Origin of the sequence: Vibrio sp. 10N.261.54.E10, assembly GCF_002877735.2 — a bacterium.
Classification (GTDB): domain Bacteria; phylum Pseudomonadota; class Gammaproteobacteria; order Enterobacterales; family Vibrionaceae; genus Vibrio; species Vibrio crassostreae_C.
Genome location: NZ_MCXE02000001.1, coordinates 626,645 through 643,091 on the forward strand (window position 1 = coordinate 626,645; position 16,447 = coordinate 643,091).

The 16,447-nt window shown below is 44.8% G+C and carries 13 protein-coding genes; 7 read left to right on the forward strand and 6 right to left on the reverse strand.

What is annotated here, in order from left to right:
• The first annotated feature begins 2 nt into the window (after positions 1-2).
• The 4 genes from BCU07_RS02790 to BCU07_RS02805 all read left to right on the forward strand — a co-directional run bounded on the left by BCU07_RS02790 (position 3) and on the right by BCU07_RS02805 (position 3,172).
• Positions 3-554 carry a DsbE family thiol:disulfide interchange protein gene (locus BCU07_RS02790; protein ID WP_102429089.1) on the forward strand — a complete coding sequence of 184 codons (552 nt, stop codon included), beginning with the start codon at positions 3-5 and terminating at the stop codon, positions 552-554.
• Positions 551-1,042 carry a cytochrome c-type biogenesis protein gene (locus tag BCU07_RS02795; protein WP_065583667.1) on the forward strand — a complete coding sequence of 164 codons (492 nt, stop codon included), beginning with the start codon at positions 551-553 and terminating at the stop codon, positions 1,040-1,042. The genes BCU07_RS02790 and BCU07_RS02795 overlap by 4 nt, the downstream gene beginning before the upstream one ends.
• Positions 1,042-2,262: a c-type cytochrome biogenesis protein CcmI gene (ccmI, locus tag BCU07_RS02800; protein ID WP_102429090.1), complete on the forward strand. Its 1,221-nt coding sequence runs from the start codon at positions 1,042-1,044 to the stop codon at positions 2,260-2,262. The genes BCU07_RS02795 and ccmI overlap by 1 nt, the downstream gene beginning before the upstream one ends.
• 124 nt (positions 2,263-2,386) lie before the next feature.
• Positions 2,387-3,172 (forward strand): VacJ family lipoprotein, encoded by a 786-nt coding sequence (locus BCU07_RS02805; RefSeq protein ID WP_102429091.1) that lies wholly within the window; start codon positions 2,387-2,389, stop codon positions 3,170-3,172.
• Positions 3,173-3,267: 95 nt separating this feature from the next.
• On the opposite strand, the gene BCU07_RS02810 is transcribed toward BCU07_RS02805, so the two are convergent.
• From BCU07_RS02810 to BCU07_RS02825, 4 genes are all read right to left on the reverse strand, one after another.
• A complete protein-coding gene (locus BCU07_RS02810) occupies positions 3,268-4,536 on the reverse strand; it encodes an outer membrane protein transport protein (RefSeq protein ID WP_102429092.1) in 1,269 nt (422 codons plus the stop codon).
• A gap of 296 nt (positions 4,537-4,832) precedes the next feature.
• On the reverse strand, positions 4,833-6,074 hold the full coding sequence (locus BCU07_RS02815; RefSeq protein WP_102429093.1) for an outer membrane protein transport protein: 1,242 nt from the start codon (positions 6,072-6,074) through the stop codon (positions 4,833-4,835).
• A 297-nt stretch (positions 6,075-6,371) separates the two neighbouring features.
• Complete coding sequence (locus BCU07_RS02820; RefSeq protein WP_017060647.1) at positions 6,372-7,100, reverse strand: DUF3379 domain-containing protein; 729 nt, start codon at positions 7,098-7,100, stop codon at positions 6,372-6,374.
• Complete coding sequence (locus BCU07_RS02825) at positions 7,093-7,641, reverse strand: sigma-70 family RNA polymerase sigma factor (protein WP_017060646.1); 549 nt, start codon at positions 7,639-7,641, stop codon at positions 7,093-7,095. Before BCU07_RS02825 ends, BCU07_RS02820 begins: the two co-directional genes overlap by 8 nt.
• A gap of 571 nt (positions 7,642-8,212) precedes the next feature.
• Between BCU07_RS02825 and fadI the strand changes: the two genes are divergently transcribed.
• Both fadI and fadJ read left to right on the forward strand, forming a co-directional pair.
• Entirely contained in the window at positions 8,213-9,520 is a 1,308-nt protein-coding gene (gene fadI, locus BCU07_RS02830) for an acetyl-CoA C-acyltransferase FadI (protein WP_017060645.1), read from the forward strand.
• Positions 9,520-11,736: a fatty acid oxidation complex subunit alpha FadJ gene (gene fadJ / locus BCU07_RS02835; protein WP_102429094.1), complete on the forward strand. Its 2,217-nt coding sequence runs from the start codon at positions 9,520-9,522 to the stop codon at positions 11,734-11,736. The genes fadI and fadJ overlap by 1 nt, the downstream gene beginning before the upstream one ends.
• 494 nt (positions 11,737-12,230) lie before the next feature.
• Here fadJ and BCU07_RS02840 read toward each other — a convergent pair whose 3' ends face one another.
• Positions 12,231-15,008 (reverse strand): insulinase family protein, encoded by a 2,778-nt coding sequence (locus tag BCU07_RS02840; RefSeq protein WP_102429095.1) that lies wholly within the window; start codon positions 15,006-15,008, stop codon positions 12,231-12,233.
• Between the two features lie 305 nt (positions 15,009-15,313).
• On the opposite strand from BCU07_RS02840, the gene sixA reads away from it, so the two are divergent.
• Positions 15,314-15,778, forward strand: a complete 465-nt coding sequence (gene sixA / locus BCU07_RS02845; protein WP_019824826.1) for a phosphohistidine phosphatase SixA — start codon at positions 15,314-15,316, stop codon at positions 15,776-15,778.
• A gap of 111 nt (positions 15,779-15,889) precedes the next feature.
• On the opposite strand, the gene smrB is transcribed toward sixA, so the two are convergent.
• A complete protein-coding gene (gene smrB, locus BCU07_RS02850) occupies positions 15,890-16,420 on the reverse strand; it encodes an endonuclease SmrB (RefSeq protein ID WP_017064096.1) in 531 nt (176 codons plus the stop codon).
• Positions 16,421-16,447: the final 27 nt, after the last annotated feature.

Consider the following 16,447-nt stretch of genomic DNA (forward strand, 5'->3'; position numbering starts at 1 on the left):
GAATGAACAAGAAGATTTTATTCATTCCATTGATTGCGTTCATGGTTCTAGCTGGAATCTTTGCAACGCAATTAATGCGCAACCAGTCGGGCGATGACCCAACTAAGCTAGAATCCGTATTGATTGGTAAGCCTGTTCCTGAGTTTGGTCTAGAAGACTTAGAACAACCAGGTAAGTTTCATGATCAAGCGATCTTTAAAGGCGAGCCACTGCTTCTTAACGTGTGGGCGACTTGGTGTCCTACTTGTTATGCAGAGCACTCTTACCTGAACAAGCTTGCGGATCAAGGCGTTAAGATCATTGGTCTTAACTACAAAGATGATCGCAACAAAGCGGTTGGTTGGCTAAAAGAGTTGGGTAACCCGTACCTAATTAGCCTGTTTGATGGTAATGGCATGCTAGGCCTTGACCTTGGCGTGTATGGCGCGCCTGAAACTTTCCTAATCGATGCTAGCGGCGTAGTTCGCTACCGCCATGTTGGTGACGTGAACCCAACCAACTGGGCATCGACGCTTGAGCCGATGTATCAAGAGTTGTTGGAGGAATCGAAATGATTAGAAAGGCACTGATTACTCTATTCGCTACGTTCGCAATTTCAGCGACGGTTTCTGCTGCGCCTATCGAGTTCCATGAATTTGATACCGTAGATCAAGAACAGCAGTTTAAAGAGTTGAGTAATACGCTACGTTGCCCTAAATGTCAGAACAACACGATTGGTGATTCGAATGCTGAGCTAGCGGTCGACTTACGCCAAAAAGTGTACGAGATGACAAAAGACGGCAAGTCTGAGCAAGAAATTATTGATTACATGATTGCTCGTTACGGTAACTTTGTAACGTACAACCCGCCACTGACCTTAGCTACATCGATCCTTTGGATTGGTCCGTTTGCGGTTGTTGTGTTTGGATTTGGTTTGATTATTTTACGAAGCAGAAAGTCAAAATCAAAAGCAGCAGTAGAGTCAGATAAAGACTGGGATGCAGACAAAGAAGCTCGCTTAAAAGCGTTACTCGATGAAGAGAACGACGGAGATAAGAAGTAATGACTCTATTTTGGATTTCTACCATTATCCTTTCGCTAGCGGCAATTTTCTTAATTGTTCTGCCCTTTATTAACAAGAAGGCAAACAATGACGAGATGCTTCGCGACGAGTTGAACAAAGCATTCTATAAAGATCGTCTTGTCGAGTTAGAAGTAGAAGCAGAGGAAGGTCTTGTTGATAACCAACAAGAACTGATCGCTGATTTGAAACAGTCTCTGCTTGATGATGTTCCTGCACAAGAAGAGGTGAAGAAAACTCAAATCTCTACGCTTGGTGTGGTTGTACCGTCGATCATTCTTGTCGTCGTTGTGACTTATGGTTTGTACTTTAAGTTCGGTGCACTGGACAAAGTTCAGCACTGGCAAGAAGTGAGCTCGAACCTTCCTGAATTGTCTAAAAAGCTAATGTCATCGGAAGGTGGTGCACTAACGGATGATGAACTGGAAGATTTGACTCTGGCGCTTCGTACTCGTCTGCATTACCAACCAAAAGATTCAACAGGTTGGTTACTACTCGGTCGTATTGCACTGGCTAACCGTGATGCTGAAACAGCAAAAGATTCTATGGAGCGAGCTTACAAGCTTGAACCTAAGAATGAAGATGTTCAGTTAGGTTTCGCACAAGCACTGATGCTTTCACCTGATGAAGCGGATCAAAACCAAGCTCGTTTGATTTTGAGCCGTTTGATTCAAAACGATTACGTCGACCTTCGTGTGTTCTCACTGCTAGCGTTCGATGCATTTGAGCGTCAAGACTACCCGGGTGCTGTGAAGTACTGGAGCATCATGCAACAGATGATTGGTCCACAAGACAGTCGCTATGAAATGCTTTCGCGCAGTATTGAAAGTGCTCAGAAGAAAATGGGCGACACTATGGGTGTCGACCAAGGTAAGACTGTTGCTGTAACGCTCGATCTATCTGCAGACGTGAATGCTGACCCTAACTCAGTGTTAATTGTGTCAGTACACAGAGCGGATGGTTCTCCAATGCCTATCGCAGCCGCTCGTTACCCACTAGGGACTTTCCCTCGTACTGTTGTGCTAGATGACGGCAACAGCATGCTGGAAGGACAAGAGCTGTCTAGCCTTGAAACTCTGATGGTTAGAGCTAGGCTTGATACAGACGGCAACGTTTCAACTCGCGAAGGTGATTGGTACGGTGAAAGTGAAGTGGTTGAATTGGGCGATCCAGTCACCATTGATATCAATAAGCAATATTAATCATCATTTTGCATAGGTGTTAGCTATTCCGATTTTCAGATAAACGGTATAGACTTAGCCAAACAATTGAGGCCAGCGATTGCTGGCCTTTTTTATTATTTGAATTCCTTATGGAAAAGGTGATATGTCTGTCAGTGTTTTAAGACTCTCGAGTTTACTTTTTATCGCAAGCTTAACGGTTGGGTGTTCAAGTGCGCCGGACGAAAGTGTTAACGATGATAACCTCGAAACCTCTGAATACGTCGAAGAGTCCCACTCCAATGATCCTTTTGAAGGCTTCAACCGAGCGATGTGGGATATCAACTACGAATATCTAGATCCTTATTTAGTTCGCCCTGTTTCCCTCGCTTATGTTGACTACACCCCTGTGCCAGTACGTTCTGGTATCTCCAATTTTCTAGCCAACTTAGACGAACCATCAAGCATGGTGAATAACCTCATTATGGGCAATGGTGAAAAAGCACTCGACCATTTCAATCGTTTTTGGATTAACTCAACGATTGGTTTGTTAGGCTTGATCGATATTGCCAGCGAAGCTGGGATCACAAAATACGATGATAAGTCGTTCTCTGATGCGATTGGTCATTACGGGGTAGGGAATGGTCCGTACTTCATGGTACCGGGTTATGGCCCAGTAACAACGCGCGAAGTGACTGAAACCGTTGATGGTATGTATGTGCCTCTGTCTTTCTTGAACTTCTGGGCTAGCTTAGGAAAGTGGGCATTCGAAGGCATGGAAACTCGTGCTCAGTTAGTTTCTCAAGAAGCTCTGTTGGATGACTCGCCAGATCCATATGCTCTGACTCGTGAAGTTTACATTCAACGTCGTGACTTTAAAGCCGAAATCGAACCGGAAGAAGTCGATCTTGAAGAAGAAGATTTCATTGACGGATACCTAGAAGATTACTAGATATAAGATTTTGAATAACTGATAAAAGAAAGGCTCGATGTTGAAAATAACATCGAGCCTTTTTTATATTTGCTACTTTAGATTAAGTAACCAGATTAGAAACGGTAGTTAGCTTGGATACCTACTAGCCAGATGCTACCTGTCACTTCACCTTCGAAAGTGCCGCCAAACGGTGCTGAACTTGCATCGTCTTCAAGCATTTTTGCATCTTTCGCTAGAATGTAAGTGAAACCTGCGTCTAGAGTTAATTGATCAGACCATTGGTAGCCAGCACCAATACTTAACCAAGTACGGTCTGTTTCTGGAATCGTCGCTGTACGGTGTTCTTCGCTTACTGCTGATGTGTCGTATGCAATACCAGAACGTAAAGCTAACTTAGGCGTCATTTGGTAAGTCGTACCAATCGCAAAACGGTAGTTGTCTTCCCAGTTCTCTTCTTTGATTGACACTGATTCTGTTGGGAAATCAGCAATAAGCTCTTTGAAGCTGCTCCAGTTAGTCCAGTTAATGCTCGCGTGAACCGCAACTTTTTCTGTCAATTGGTGGAAACTTGCAAGCTCTGCGGTCGCAGGAAGCGCAAGATCCATTGAGCCATTTCTTTTTTGGCCTTGTGGAAGTTTGAAGCCTGCACCTTCTGCATGGCCTTCAAGAGTAAGGTCAACCTCTGATTTATAGGTAAAGCCTAAGCGGTTGTTTTCATTGATTTGCCAAGCTGTACCGATCTGCCAACCCCAAGCAGTATCGTCACCTTCCATGTATTTGAGTGTATCGCCTTGGTTGATAGCATTTGGAATAGTTATAGCAGATACGGCACCAAAGCTACCTTCAGCCATTACATAGCGAATACCACCGCCAATAGATACGCTTTCGATTACTTGGTAAGCTGCGTTTAGGTTTAATTCCATCGAAGTAACACTTGCTTCGTTACCAAAGTTCGCACCTCCAAAGTCCTTACCTAAGTCTGTTTCCATACCGTAGTTAGTACCTGCAGCAAAGCCTAAAGCGAACTTTTCGTTGTACTTATGAGAAACGTAAAAATTTGGGATTACAGCGCTGTGGGCGAAGTCGCTAGAGCTTGAAGGCGTTGACGTACCACCTGGTGTTGAGGTTCCATCTATATCAATATTTGGATCAACATAGATAGCACCAACAGAAACTTGTGTGCCTTCTAGGTAAGTCAGCATAGCAGGGTTACGCCATTGTGCGTCTGCACCGTCAGCCATTGCTGCTTCACCCGCGTATGCGCGGCCTAGGCCTGTTGCCGAGTATTCTGCTAGTTGAAAACCTGCCGCGTGAGTTACGGTAGAAGTCGAAAGTAGTCCAACTGCCACAGCAGCAGATAGAAGAGTCTTATTCATTTTCATTATTATGTTCGCTGAATCATAAGTATTTAGTGGCGTGATTCTACTTTTAGAGTCATTACTTTAAAAATGAAATTCGAATAAAACAGTGTTTTAGGGATTTAATGAGTAAATGTGTTTAATTATTAGAGAAATAATCTAAATGTTTCGGCTGTGTTGCGAAGTTTGAGCGTACACTTGTAGTCATATATTGACCTTGCAGGCTACAGTTGTAAGCTTAAATTGATGTAGGTCAGTGGTTTAGGCAATAAAAAAGGGTCGTATTATGCGACCCTTTGAGGTTTATAACCTAGCTTTTATTAGAAGCTACGGCTGTACTGTAGACCCAGTAGGATTGCATCTGCATGTGTCGTACCAGAAACAGATGCGCCAGGGACGCTTGTTTCATTAACTTCTACATCATCACCTAGTAGGTAAGTAAAGCCGAAGTCAACATTTGACGCTGTATCAATATGGTATGTGAAACCAGCAGAGAACCATTGACGGTCTGAATCAGGAACTGAAATTGAAGTCAGTTCGTCTTGAGCACTTGTGTCATACATGTAACCAGTACGTAATGTCCAAGTATCGTTCAAGTAGTACGTACCACCGATAGCGTAGTGCCAACCATCTTGCCACTCATACGCTTTTTCAGTGTACGGCAGGCCTGGATTTCCAACTAGATTTACGTTTTTGAAGTCAATTTTATCGAATGCCCCCCAGCCAATCCATTGCACAGAGTAGTGAACAGCAAACTTGGTATCTTCAATTTTGTGGTAACCAGAGAATTCCGCCATATCAGGTAAAGGAAGAGTAATCTCTTGTCCTTTATCATCTTTTGCTGTGATTTCTGGGCTGTAGCGGTAAGACAAGCCAAAACGGTTGTTTTCGTCTAGTTCATAGACAGTACCAACATTGAAGCCAACACCCCAACCATCAGCTTCATCGATATCAATTAAGTTCGTTGTGCCGCCAAGAACTGGAGTACCGCCACGCTTCATTGTGCCTTGGCCGTAAATTAGATCAAGACCTGCACCAAAACTCCATTGGTCATCAAGGCGGTATGAACCCGATAGGCCGAAGTTAATGCTCATGATATCTGTTAAGCCGCCGTATTCTTTAGCTACGTAATCATCCGAAAACTCGGTTTTTGTGCCAAAGTTTGAGTAAGCATTTACGCCCCAAGCAAACTTGTCGTTAACTGGAACGATAAGATGGATGTTAGGAGCAATAGATGTATCGCCTACATCATCGTAGCTTGCATCAGCGCCAGTTGGAGCGCTTAGTGAGCGATATGTAGCATCTTTAACTTCAATCATTGAAGTGATGCTTTCAAAACCAAGAGATAACTCAGTTTTATCAAACAGTGCCATTGCTGCAGGGTTACGTGCCATTACTGACGCGTTATCTGCGATTACTGCATCACCAGCGAAAGCACGGCCGATACCGGTAGCTGATTGTGCGTTAAGTTGGAAACCTGCTGCCATCGCTTGCGAAGACGCCAGTGTAATTGTTACTGCTAAAAGAGACTTTTTAAACAGACGCGTGTTGTTGGTAGTCATTCATTTATTCCTTTATATATCCGCCTCTACAGGGCGATTAATTTGAGCAATTGCTCAATGGTGGCTGATCCTATTCGCAAGTATACGATATACAAATCCGACCATTGGGAATTTTGAGTGGAAAATTATGGAAATGACGCCTATCTGGCACGAAAATGGTGTGAAATGCTGTTTTTTAGAGTTTTAACTCTAAAGGTATTGGTGGTGTGAATGGTTTTGTGGTTTATTTATAAATAAAGCCCAGCAATATCAGTAATATAATTGCTGGGCCTTTTGTGACGGGGCTTTAAGAGCGAATCAGCTCATTGGTTTGATCATTTTTGTCAGCTTTTCGGCGATTTTGGAAACATCCTCACCATTTTCACCCACAAGGATTAAGCTGCTGCCATCTACGGGTGTTACCGAGCCGGACATGCCTTTTTCATCAAAATCGATAGGTTTGTCTGTTGGAATACCGGTTAAAAACAGTGTTACTTTGCCTTTTGCGCCTTGGAAGACCATATGTACTGCGTTGGATTTACCAAAGCCACAGTGGTTTAGGTAATAAACATGGTAAGGGAAAGCGTCATCAAACTGAAAAGCAAATGGGTTCATTTTTGCGTTGATCTGCTGCGATGTAACCTGTTCATCGATGCTACTAACAAAGCTCTTCTCATCAACAACATGCTTCATCGCTGTATCAACTAAACTAGCTTGCGCAGGTGAAACGAATGCATTTCCCCAATTCACTTGGCCAACTAATAAACCTGCAACGAATGCTACTGAGGCGGCCATTGCCATTGCTCGTCTCGCAAACGTTGGCCTTACTACTTTGCTTTCTTCGCTTGAGGTCTGATTGAACAGAATACGATCAGCAAGATCGTCTGGCACATCCACATTCATCGCAGAGTGGATCTGTTTATCAAGCGCTAGTACATCGTCTAAGAAGTTACTATTGGCTTCGCTATTCGCGGTCGCATCAACAATATCTTGTGTACGTTGTTTAGGTTCCGACAATACACGACGACGAAATTCCAAATCATCCATTATGTTGCCCCCTCTCTGCCTCTTCTGTATCCAACAGCTCTTTCAACTGATTTCGAGCTCTGAATAAACGTGTCATCACCGTGTTTTTGTTGAGATCGAGAATATCGGCAATCTCATCACCACTAAAACCACCAATCACTTGCAAGAAGAGAGGTTCACGGTAATCAATTTCAAGTTTCATGATCTGGGCTTGCAACCACTGGTGCTGATGGTGCGGGTCATCGCTGACACTAGCATCGTTACCGTGATCGTCGATATCAACCAGATCAAACTGTTTGCGTTCAAAACGTCGAGCGTTCTCGCGTCTCAAGATGGTAATCAGCCAAGATTTAGCGGCTTTTTCATCTTGAAGGCTATCGAGTGACTTCCATGCACGAAGGCAAGTTTCTTGAACTAAGTCTTCGGCAATGCTTTTGTCTTTGCATAACCAATAGGCGTAGCGAAAGAGGTCACGATGATAGGCGCGCACAAGTGCTTCGTATTTTCTTTGTTTGTCCATATCAGAGTTGACCGGACGCTTGGCTGTTTTCTTTCCAAACATTTTTATTATTGACACACGAGCCTCCATAATTGCTCTGCGTATAGCTGTCCTCTATACGTTGTGCTTCGTTTTTATATTTTTAGAGCTAACGATCGGCAGGAAATCGTAAAATCACATTAAAATTGATCTACTTCAAAATCTAAGGCCTCGAACCCGTTATAGTACACCTTGTCGTCTAGTTAGTCATTCGTGGCTAGCATGTTGAGCAAGACGACACTTCCTTTTGAAGGCTGACTTTACTTTCTCCTAATCAGGAAACTGATTATTTCAATTGGCGCTAAGTTAATTGCTTTATATACATTCCAACCACACAGCTTTGTGTGGTTTTTTTTTGCCTTCAGAAAATACTCTGATACAAAACCATCGACTCTTTACCCACACATAACAGTCTCAACTAGCAATAGTTTAGTCTCTTAGGACAACCTTTCCCCCAAAAAGGTTCGCCTGAATGTGCAGTTATATTTTCAAACAGTGAGATACTCGTATCACGTTTATTTAAACGCTCGTTTGATTTAATTAACAACTTCTTTACAATGCTTCAGGTCAGACCTCTTAACTTTAAGGAGAAACCATGGGCAAACAGGAAGTCAAAACGCGTTCTGGAGAACGTGTTGCCGTTGTCGCTGGATTACGAACCCCATTTGCTCGTCAGAGCACAGAATTTAGCCAAGTGCCTGCGGTTGACCTAGGCAAAATGGTTGTGAGCGAAATGCTTGCAAGAACGGATGTCGATCCTGCGCTTATCGAACAAGTTGTGTTCGGCCAAGTAGTGCAAATGCCAGAAGCGCCGAACATTGCGCGTGAAATCGTGTTGGGCACAGGCATGAACATCAATACCGATGCCTACAGTGTCACACGAGCATGTGCGACCAGCTTCCAAGCGGCAGTTAACGTGACCGAAAGCATTATGGCTGGCACGATTGATATCGGTATTGCGGGCGGTGCGGACTCTTCTTCTGTATTGCCTATCGGTGTTTCGAAAAAGTTAGCGGCAAATCTATTAGCGCTGAGTAAAACGAAAACTATGGGTCAAAAGCTGAAAATTCTTAAAACACTTTCCGTAAAAGATTTGATGCCAGTACCACCTGCAGTTGCTGAATACTCGACCGGTTTATCCATGGGACAAACGGCTGAGCAAATGGCTAAGACGCATGGTATTACTCGCGAAGCTCAAGATGCACTTGCTCACCGTTCTCACTCTTTGGCTTCTCAGGCATGGAAAGAAGGCAAGATTAAAGACGAAGTGATGACGGCATTCCCGGCACCTTACAAAAAGTATCTAGCGGAAGACAACAACATTCGCCACGACTCAACGGTTGAAGGATACGCCAAGCTACGTCCTGCTTTTGATAGAAAGTACGGCAGTGTAACGGCAGCCAATGCTACGCCTCTTACCGATGGCGGTGCAGCAGTGATGTTGATGCGCGAAGGTAAAGCGAAAGAACTAGGCTTAGAAGTGCTTGGTTATATTCGTGGTTATGCGTTCTCAGCGATTGGTGTTGAAACAGATATGCTGATGGGCCCGACTTACGCGACCTCACAAGTATTAAAGAACACCGGTTTAGAGTTGTCAGACCTAACACTGATCGAAATGCACGAAGCATTCGCTGCCCAAGTTTTGGCTAACGTGAAAATGTTCGCAAGCGATGAGTTTGCACAGAAGAATCTTGGCCGCGATAAAGCGATCGGTGAGATTGATATGGAGAAGTTCAACGTGCTGGGTAGCTCGATTGCTTACGGACATCCGTTTGCAGCGACTGGCGCACGCATGATGACTCAAACATTACGTGAACTGAAACGTCGCGGTGGCGGCTTGGCACTGAACACAGCGTGTGCGGCTGGTGGTTTAGGTGCAGCAATGATCTTGGAGGTAGAATAATGTCTACGACTCTTGATGCAACAACAGAAAAAGAAACAGTCGCTCAACCAGATTCAACCTCTGCGACTGAATCAACCAAAAAGAAAGCGACAGCATTTACTCTCAATATCGATGAGCAAGATATTGCTTGGTTAGCGATTGATGTACCAAACGAGAAAATGAACACGCTGCAAGCGGCTTTTGCTGAAGAAATGAAAGCCATCTTCGAGCAACTCAAAGAAAAGCAAAGCCGAGTTAAGGGCCTAATCGTTCATTCTCTTAAGCCAGATAACTTTATCGCTGGTGCTGATGTAAGAATGCTTGATGCGTGTAAAACGGCTGACGAAGCACAGTCTCTGGCTCGCCAAGGGCAGGAGATGTTCCAAACGCTTTCTGAACTACCGTACCCAGTAGTCGCAGCGATTCACGGCCCATGTTTAGGTGGTGGTTTAGAGCTTGCACTGGCGTGTGATTACCGTGTATCTACCGATTCAGATAAGACTCGCGTTGGTCTGCCAGAAGTACAGTTAGGTCTGTTACCAGGCTCTGGCGGTACACAGCGTCTACCTCGCCTTATTGGTTTGCTGCCATCTCTTGACCTAATCCTTACGGGTAAGCAACTGCGCGCTAAGAAAGCGAAATCGCTCGGTGTTGTCGATGCTTGTGTGCCTGAAACTATCCTGCTTGAAGTCGCTAAAAGCTTTGTTGAAAAGAATACGGGCAGTAAAAAAGGTAAGCGCCTTGCGTCGAAAAGCCAAGCGTCGACCAAAGAAAAGCTGATTTCACGTAACGGCCTTGGTCGTAAAGTGATTTTTGAACAAGCTTCTAAGAAGACCAATCAGAAAACACGCGGCAATTACCCAGCAGCGGATGCGATTTTAGACGTGATTCGTTATGGCCTTGAGAACGGCTTTGATAAAGGTCTTCAGTATGAAGCGAAGCGTTTCTCAGAACTGGTTATGACTTCAGAGTCTAAAGCCCTTCGTTCGATTTTCTTTGCAACCACGGAAATGAAAAAAGAACACGGCGCAGACGCAGAACCCAAAGCGGTTAAGCGTGTTGGTGTGCTAGGCGGTGGTCTTATGGGCGCAGGCATCAGCCATGTCAGTGTTGCTAAGGCGAAAGTGCCTGTACGCATTAAAGACGTATCAAATGAAGGTGTACTGAACGCGCTTAACTACAACTTCAAGTTGTTCGATAAGCAGCGTAAGCGTCGCATTCTGAGCCGAGCGGGCCTTGAAAGTAAGATGCTTCAACTGTCTGGTGGTATCGACTTTACGAGCTTTAATCACACCGATGTGGTGATTGAAGCGGTATTTGAAGACCTCGACCTTAAGCAGTCAATGGTTGCGGACATCGAAGCCAATGCCAAGCCAGAGACTATTTTCGCGACGAATACGTCTTCATTGCCGATCCATAAGATTGCGGAGAAGGCGCAGCGACCAGAAAACGTGGTCGGTCTTCACTACTTCAGCCCAGCCGAAAAAATGCCGCTAGTAGAAGTTATCCCTCATGAAACTACGTCAGAAGAGACGATTTCTACGGTTGTTGCATTAGCGAAGAAGCAAGGTAAAACGCCGATTGTTGTGAAAGACACGGCTGGTTTTTATGTGAACCGTATTCTTGCTCCGTACATGAACGAAGCAGCGCATTTACTGCTAGCGAACGAGCCGATTGAAAAGCTCGACAGCACGTTATTGGACTTCGGTTTCCCGGTTGGTCCTATCACTTTATTAGATGAGGTGGGTGTTGATATCGGTGCGAAGATCATTCCGATTTTAGTGAATGAGCTTGGCGATCGTTTCCAAGGTCCTGATGTGTTCGATATTCTTTTGAATGACAATCGTAAAGGCCGTAAGAGTGGTAAAGGTTTCTACACTTACAAAGGCAAGAAGAAGGAAGTGGATAAGTCAGTTTACAAGCTGCTTAAGCTGCAACCAGATCCTAAGTTGAGCGATAACGATATCGCGATGCGCTGTGTGTTACCTATGCTAAACGAAGCGGTTCGTTGTCTAGACGACGGCATTATCCGCAGCCCTCGTGATGGTGACATCGGTGCGATTTTCGGTATCGGTTTCCCGCCATTCCTAGGTGGTCCGTTCCGTTATATGGATCAAATCGGCATTAAGTCACTGGTTGAGATGATGAACGATTTCGCTAAGAAGTACGGTGATCGTTTCGCGCCATGTGATGGCCTACTGACACGTGCTGGATTGGGTGAGTCTTTCTACAAGTAACTCTCTAACTCATTGATTAAGAAGCCCGTATCAAGCAATTGATGCGGGCTTTTCTGTTTTATGAACGAGTGTGAAAGGAATGAGATTCCCGACTCAGTCGTTCCTCCTTCTCGGGAATGACGAGGCAGTGATACGTTCGATTGGGAAATCTTGTGTGGCGCGAAAGATTCGTGACTCAGTCATTCTTCCTTCTCGGGAATGACGGGGCAGTGATATGTTCGACTGGGTAATATCGAGTTGTGTGTTTTGGCGGACATGATCGGTGTGTAGGGAGATTCCCAACTCGTCGTTCCTCCCTCTTAGGAATGACGAAAGAGAGGCTGAAAGTAAGCTATTCGTGCTAATAGGGGGATTGTGGCTAATGCATTGCCATCGAAACTACCGTCATCTCCTAAAGCGACGAAGGAGCGTAATAGGAGATCTGATTTTGTGCTTCATCCAAGAAAAAAGGTTGATGCTTTCACATCAACCTTATGATTTTCATCTCAGCTTTATCACCCAAGTTCGCAGTCTTTAGGGCGTAACTGAAACTCATCAATTGATCCAATCTCCACACCTGCTGACAGCTTCTCTTCCTCATTATGAGCATTACCGTGAGCATGCATAATCAGGCGATTTGCCGTGCGTGGTTTTAGCTGGCTAACCACAAAACGCATCATGTCAGAGCGAGTTAACCCTTTAAGGTCTTCTAATACGCGCTCTCTTTGGTTGAACTCAACATCCTTATTGCCTATCGCAACCCATAAGCGCTGAGCACGCCCTCGCAAAGTCGTATCTGGTGTCGAAATCTGATTCCATAGGCCGCGCTTACTGCTGTGCCATTGATAGTCGTTAAGCTCTAACAGCACCATGTAAAAGGCATTGAGGAACTCATCTATCGAGCCTAACAAGTCAGCAGGGGCTGCATTCGGTGATTGCACATACAACACAATTCCAGGGTGTCGGTTGAGCGGCATATTGCCAGTACCGACCATGTAACCTAGCTGCTGCTTGGTTCGTATCTCATGGAAGAAAGTGGCCGACATCAAATGGTTTGCCAATGAATACAGCGCGATATTTTTAGGTGAAATATCAGGGCATTGGTAATAAACCACAATTGCTGAATCATCTTGGTTACACACCACTTCACGTTGGAAGCTGCCGTTTTCACCGAGCATGATGAGCGGACGCAGTGATTCTTCGTAAGCCTGATCTTGAACACGCAGTGCATCTTTTAGCGTTTCAGCCATCTTGTGTGCATCGGCTTTTTTCCAGTCGCCATACACAAACATCTCAACATGAAGTTCCGCCAAGATTGCTTGAACAAAAGAGGAGAGCTCATCGACCTCTATCGTTTCTAGGGCTTCAATTAACACGGAATAGGGCGGGTTATTTGGTTGAAGTATCCCAGTCATTGCATTAAACAACTGCGAAATAGGGCGATCTTGCGACGCGTTGTTCCAGTTTCTGAGTAATTGATGCTTGATGGTTTCGAAGCGTGTTGGACTAAAGTCGCGTGCTTGGAAACGTTCAAGAATCATATTGAGCAGTTGTGGCTGTTTCTCGCTAAACCCGGACAGAGTGAGCGTTACACCGCCCTGATGGGTGTACATGTTGTAGCCCATTCCGGCGATTTCAGCCTGATACGTATCTTTTTCGAGTGAGTCTAAGAACATTTCTACACACAAGCGTGTTTTAACGATATTTCTTGGGCTAGCGACTGAGTGCGGGCTATCGATAGCAACATACACCACACCTTTTGGCACCCGGAATTGATGGTCTTGCAGATGCCATAGCTTAAAGCCATCGAGCTCTTCTAACAGTTGTGGGAACTTAGCGTCACCTTCGAGTTCAGTCGGGTCTAGATCGTAGCAAATAAACGGGTTTTTGCTTGGGAGTTCAAACTGCCAACCGGGGTTAATGCACGTAAAGCATTGAACTTGTTCAGCGCTAAAAGGTGTGACCGAGTAGGGCGTAAAGTACCACTTCGCTTCCCTGTCATACTCGAATCCCTGAGCAACAATGGTTGCCCGCATGTTGTCGACGGTTAAGTAAGGCAGCAAAGCACGCTGTAATTCGTCATCGAAATGCGACATTTTGTAATCGCCATACACCACATCTTGCTCTTGGTAGTGCTGCATGTTGATAACAAGGTGGCTGACCACATCAAGCGGTCTTGCTGGCTCTTGAAAGCGGAAAGCAGACTCTAAAACGGCGCGTTTTTCTAGGTAGCGCCACTCTTCTATGCCTTGTTGTTCGACTAACTTGATGTACTGAAATATCGCTTGGATGATGTTATCGGTTTTGGTTAAACCTTCTATGGTCAATGAGCAACTGACTGTGAAATCACGGTAGTTACTGCCACTCGCGCCACCACCTGCAGAGAGAGATGTTATCCAGCCTTTCTCTTTGAGTTGCATCATCAAACTGCCTTCACCTTCGTAACCTAAAAGGTGGGCAAAGAACGACAAAGGCTTAACGCCGTAGTGTTCGTCCATGCTTGGCATCGGGAAGGTTAAGATCAGTTTGCGCACTTCTTTAATCGGCTCAACGCGGACTTGTACACCCGTACTTAACTCGCCGACAATCGGAACTTCAACCTTTTTGCCTTGTAGGTTGTGATTGGTGATTGAGCTAAAGCGATCCTCAACCCAGCTTTGCATCTCATCTAACGACTGATTGCCAGACAGTGTCAGTGTCATCAAGTCAGCAGAGTATTGTTGCTGGTGGAAAGCCAAGATCTCTTGTCGAATCGTCTCGCCGTTTCTGTCGCCCAACGTATCGATATTACCGACAGAAAACTTCGAGAATGGGTGATTGTGATTCACCAGTTCTTTGGTAACTTGGTACAAGCGTCGTGAGTCGTCGTTGAGTTTCATCTTGTATTCGGAGTCAACGGCTTGGCGTTCTTTGTCTAACGCTTCTTCGTTGAAAAGGGGAGCGGTAAAAAATTGGCTGAAGCGATCGAGTGCGGTTTCAAAGGCATTCAATTCAACATCAAAAAAGAAGCAGGTGTGCTCTGTTCCTGTCCAAGCGTTGTTGCTACCGCCATGCTGGCTGATAAAACTTTGGAACTCTCCGACCTTTGGATACTTTTCAGTTCCCAAAAATAGCATATGCTCTAAGTAGTGAGCTAAACCCTCTCGGTCTGTAGGGTCATCAAAATGCCCCACATTGACGGCTAATGCGGCTGCTGCTTTTTGAGCATTTTGATCCTGAACTAACAGTACACGTAACCCGTTATTTAAGGTTATGTAGCGGTATTGATGTTCATCATTTGGGCTTAAGTGCACAGGAGCATCTCCAGAGAAGGTGGTTTTTAAATTATGTACCCGATGATTCGGCGTGCAAACCTTGTGATCATATTTTGGGATATGAAGTGCTTTTTGGCGATTTCTAAATCACTTTTATCGATTTTTATCAGTAATTTATTTTCTTTTAACAAGATTGTTAAGAAAGTCGAACTCTTTGGCAAGTGACTTGATATAATTATTTATATTGACTGCGGTTTCTCTGGATTGAGAGCCAAACCTAAGTAGCGTTTCGCTGATATATGGGATATATCGACTTTCGACATGTTACGAAGACAGGATTGAACATGAAAATATTCATTATGCGCCACGGTGAAGCAGAGCATTTTGCGGATTCGGATGCAGAACGAGCGTTGACCAAGCGCGGGAAAATGGCTTCTCTTGCAGTGGCACAAGCTGCAAATGAGCAGGGGATTAGTCAATTCGATAAAGTGCTGGTGAGCCCATATTTAAGGGCACAAGAAACGTGGTTAGAGATCTCTCAGGCGTTTTCTGGAAAGAAAGTAGAAACCTGTGATGATATTACGCCTTATGGAATGTCCGACGATGTGTTTGATTTGACCTTAGCAATGGCTGAAGTAGAAAAACTAGAGACCATTTTATTTGTTTCTCATTTACCTCTAGTTGGCTACCTAACTGCAGAGTTTGCAACAGGCATGGCGCCGCCTATGTTTCCCACTTCGGGCCTAGCGTGTATCGACTTCAACCTTGAGACACAAAAAGGTGAGTTGCTTTGGAACATCAATCCATAAGCTCGTTGAGCTCTGTTTGATGACAAAGTTGCAGACAATTAGAAAGGGCATCTCAATATGATTGGGATGCCCTTTGTTGTTTTTTGGTGAGAGAGAGTTTGTTAACCAGAATTACTTCTCAGGAACCGAAAGCAAGACTAACAGCGCGCCATTGCCGCCAAACTCTAACGGCGCTTGGTGGAAAGCCATCACGTCTGGGTGCTGTGCTAACCACAAAGGCACCTTCTGTTTAAGGATGTGTTTACCGATACCGTGTTGAACACAGGCACACGCCACGCTCTCTTTCACGCAGTGCGCAATCATCGCGCCAAGCTCACGTTTGGCTTCTTGTTGAGTCATACCATGCATATCGAGATACACGTCAGGCACGTAGACACCACGACGGAGGCGCTTGACCTCATATTTAGAGACATCATCACGCGCATAACGCGTCGGACCGTCTTCGCTAAGATGCGGAATGAACTCATCCGAGAAATAAAACTCGCTATCACTGGCTTGTCTTGCCGTTCGAGTAATTTCTTTTTGCTTGGCATTTCTTTTTGGCTGCTGGACTATGGTATCCTGTTGCAACTTTTTAACGCCCTTTACTGCATCGTTGAACAGGGCGAAATCGTCATCGAAGTCGGTGTCTTTTTTGCTCATCAGGTTATGAATTCTAATTAGAAACGT

Excerpts from the sequence above, each read along its gene's own strand:
- BCU07_RS02790 (WP_102429089.1), top strand. The coding sequence starts at position 3 with ATGAACAAGAAGATTTTATTCATTCCATTGATTGCGTTCATGGTTCTA.
- BCU07_RS02795 (WP_065583667.1), top strand. The coding sequence starts at position 551 with ATGATTAGAAAGGCACTGATTACTCTATTCGCTACGTTCGCAATTTCA.
- ccmI (WP_102429090.1), top strand. The coding sequence starts at position 1,042 with ATGACTCTATTTTGGATTTCTACCATTATCCTTTCGCTAGCGGCAATT.
- BCU07_RS02805 (WP_102429091.1), top strand. The coding sequence starts at position 2,387 with ATGTCTGTCAGTGTTTTAAGACTCTCGAGTTTACTTTTTATCGCAAGC.
- BCU07_RS02810 (WP_102429092.1), bottom strand. The coding sequence starts at position 4,536 with ATGAAAATGAATAAGACTCTTCTATCTGCTGCTGTGGCAGTTGGACTA.
- BCU07_RS02815 (WP_102429093.1), bottom strand. The coding sequence starts at position 6,074 with ATGACTACCAACAACACGCGTCTGTTTAAAAAGTCTCTTTTAGCAGTA.
- BCU07_RS02820 (WP_017060647.1), bottom strand. The coding sequence starts at position 7,100 with ATGGATGATTTGGAATTTCGTCGTCGTGTATTGTCGGAACCTAAACAA.
- BCU07_RS02825 (WP_017060646.1), bottom strand. The coding sequence starts at position 7,641 with ATGTTTGGAAAGAAAACAGCCAAGCGTCCGGTCAACTCTGATATGGAC.
- fadI (WP_017060645.1), top strand. The coding sequence starts at position 8,213 with ATGGGCAAACAGGAAGTCAAAACGCGTTCTGGAGAACGTGTTGCCGTT.
- fadJ (WP_102429094.1), top strand. The coding sequence starts at position 9,520 with ATGTCTACGACTCTTGATGCAACAACAGAAAAAGAAACAGTCGCTCAA.
- sixA (WP_019824826.1), top strand. The coding sequence starts at position 15,314 with ATGAAAATATTCATTATGCGCCACGGTGAAGCAGAGCATTTTGCGGAT.
- smrB (WP_017064096.1), bottom strand. The coding sequence starts at position 16,420 with ATGAGCAAAAAAGACACCGACTTCGATGACGATTTCGCCCTGTTCAAC.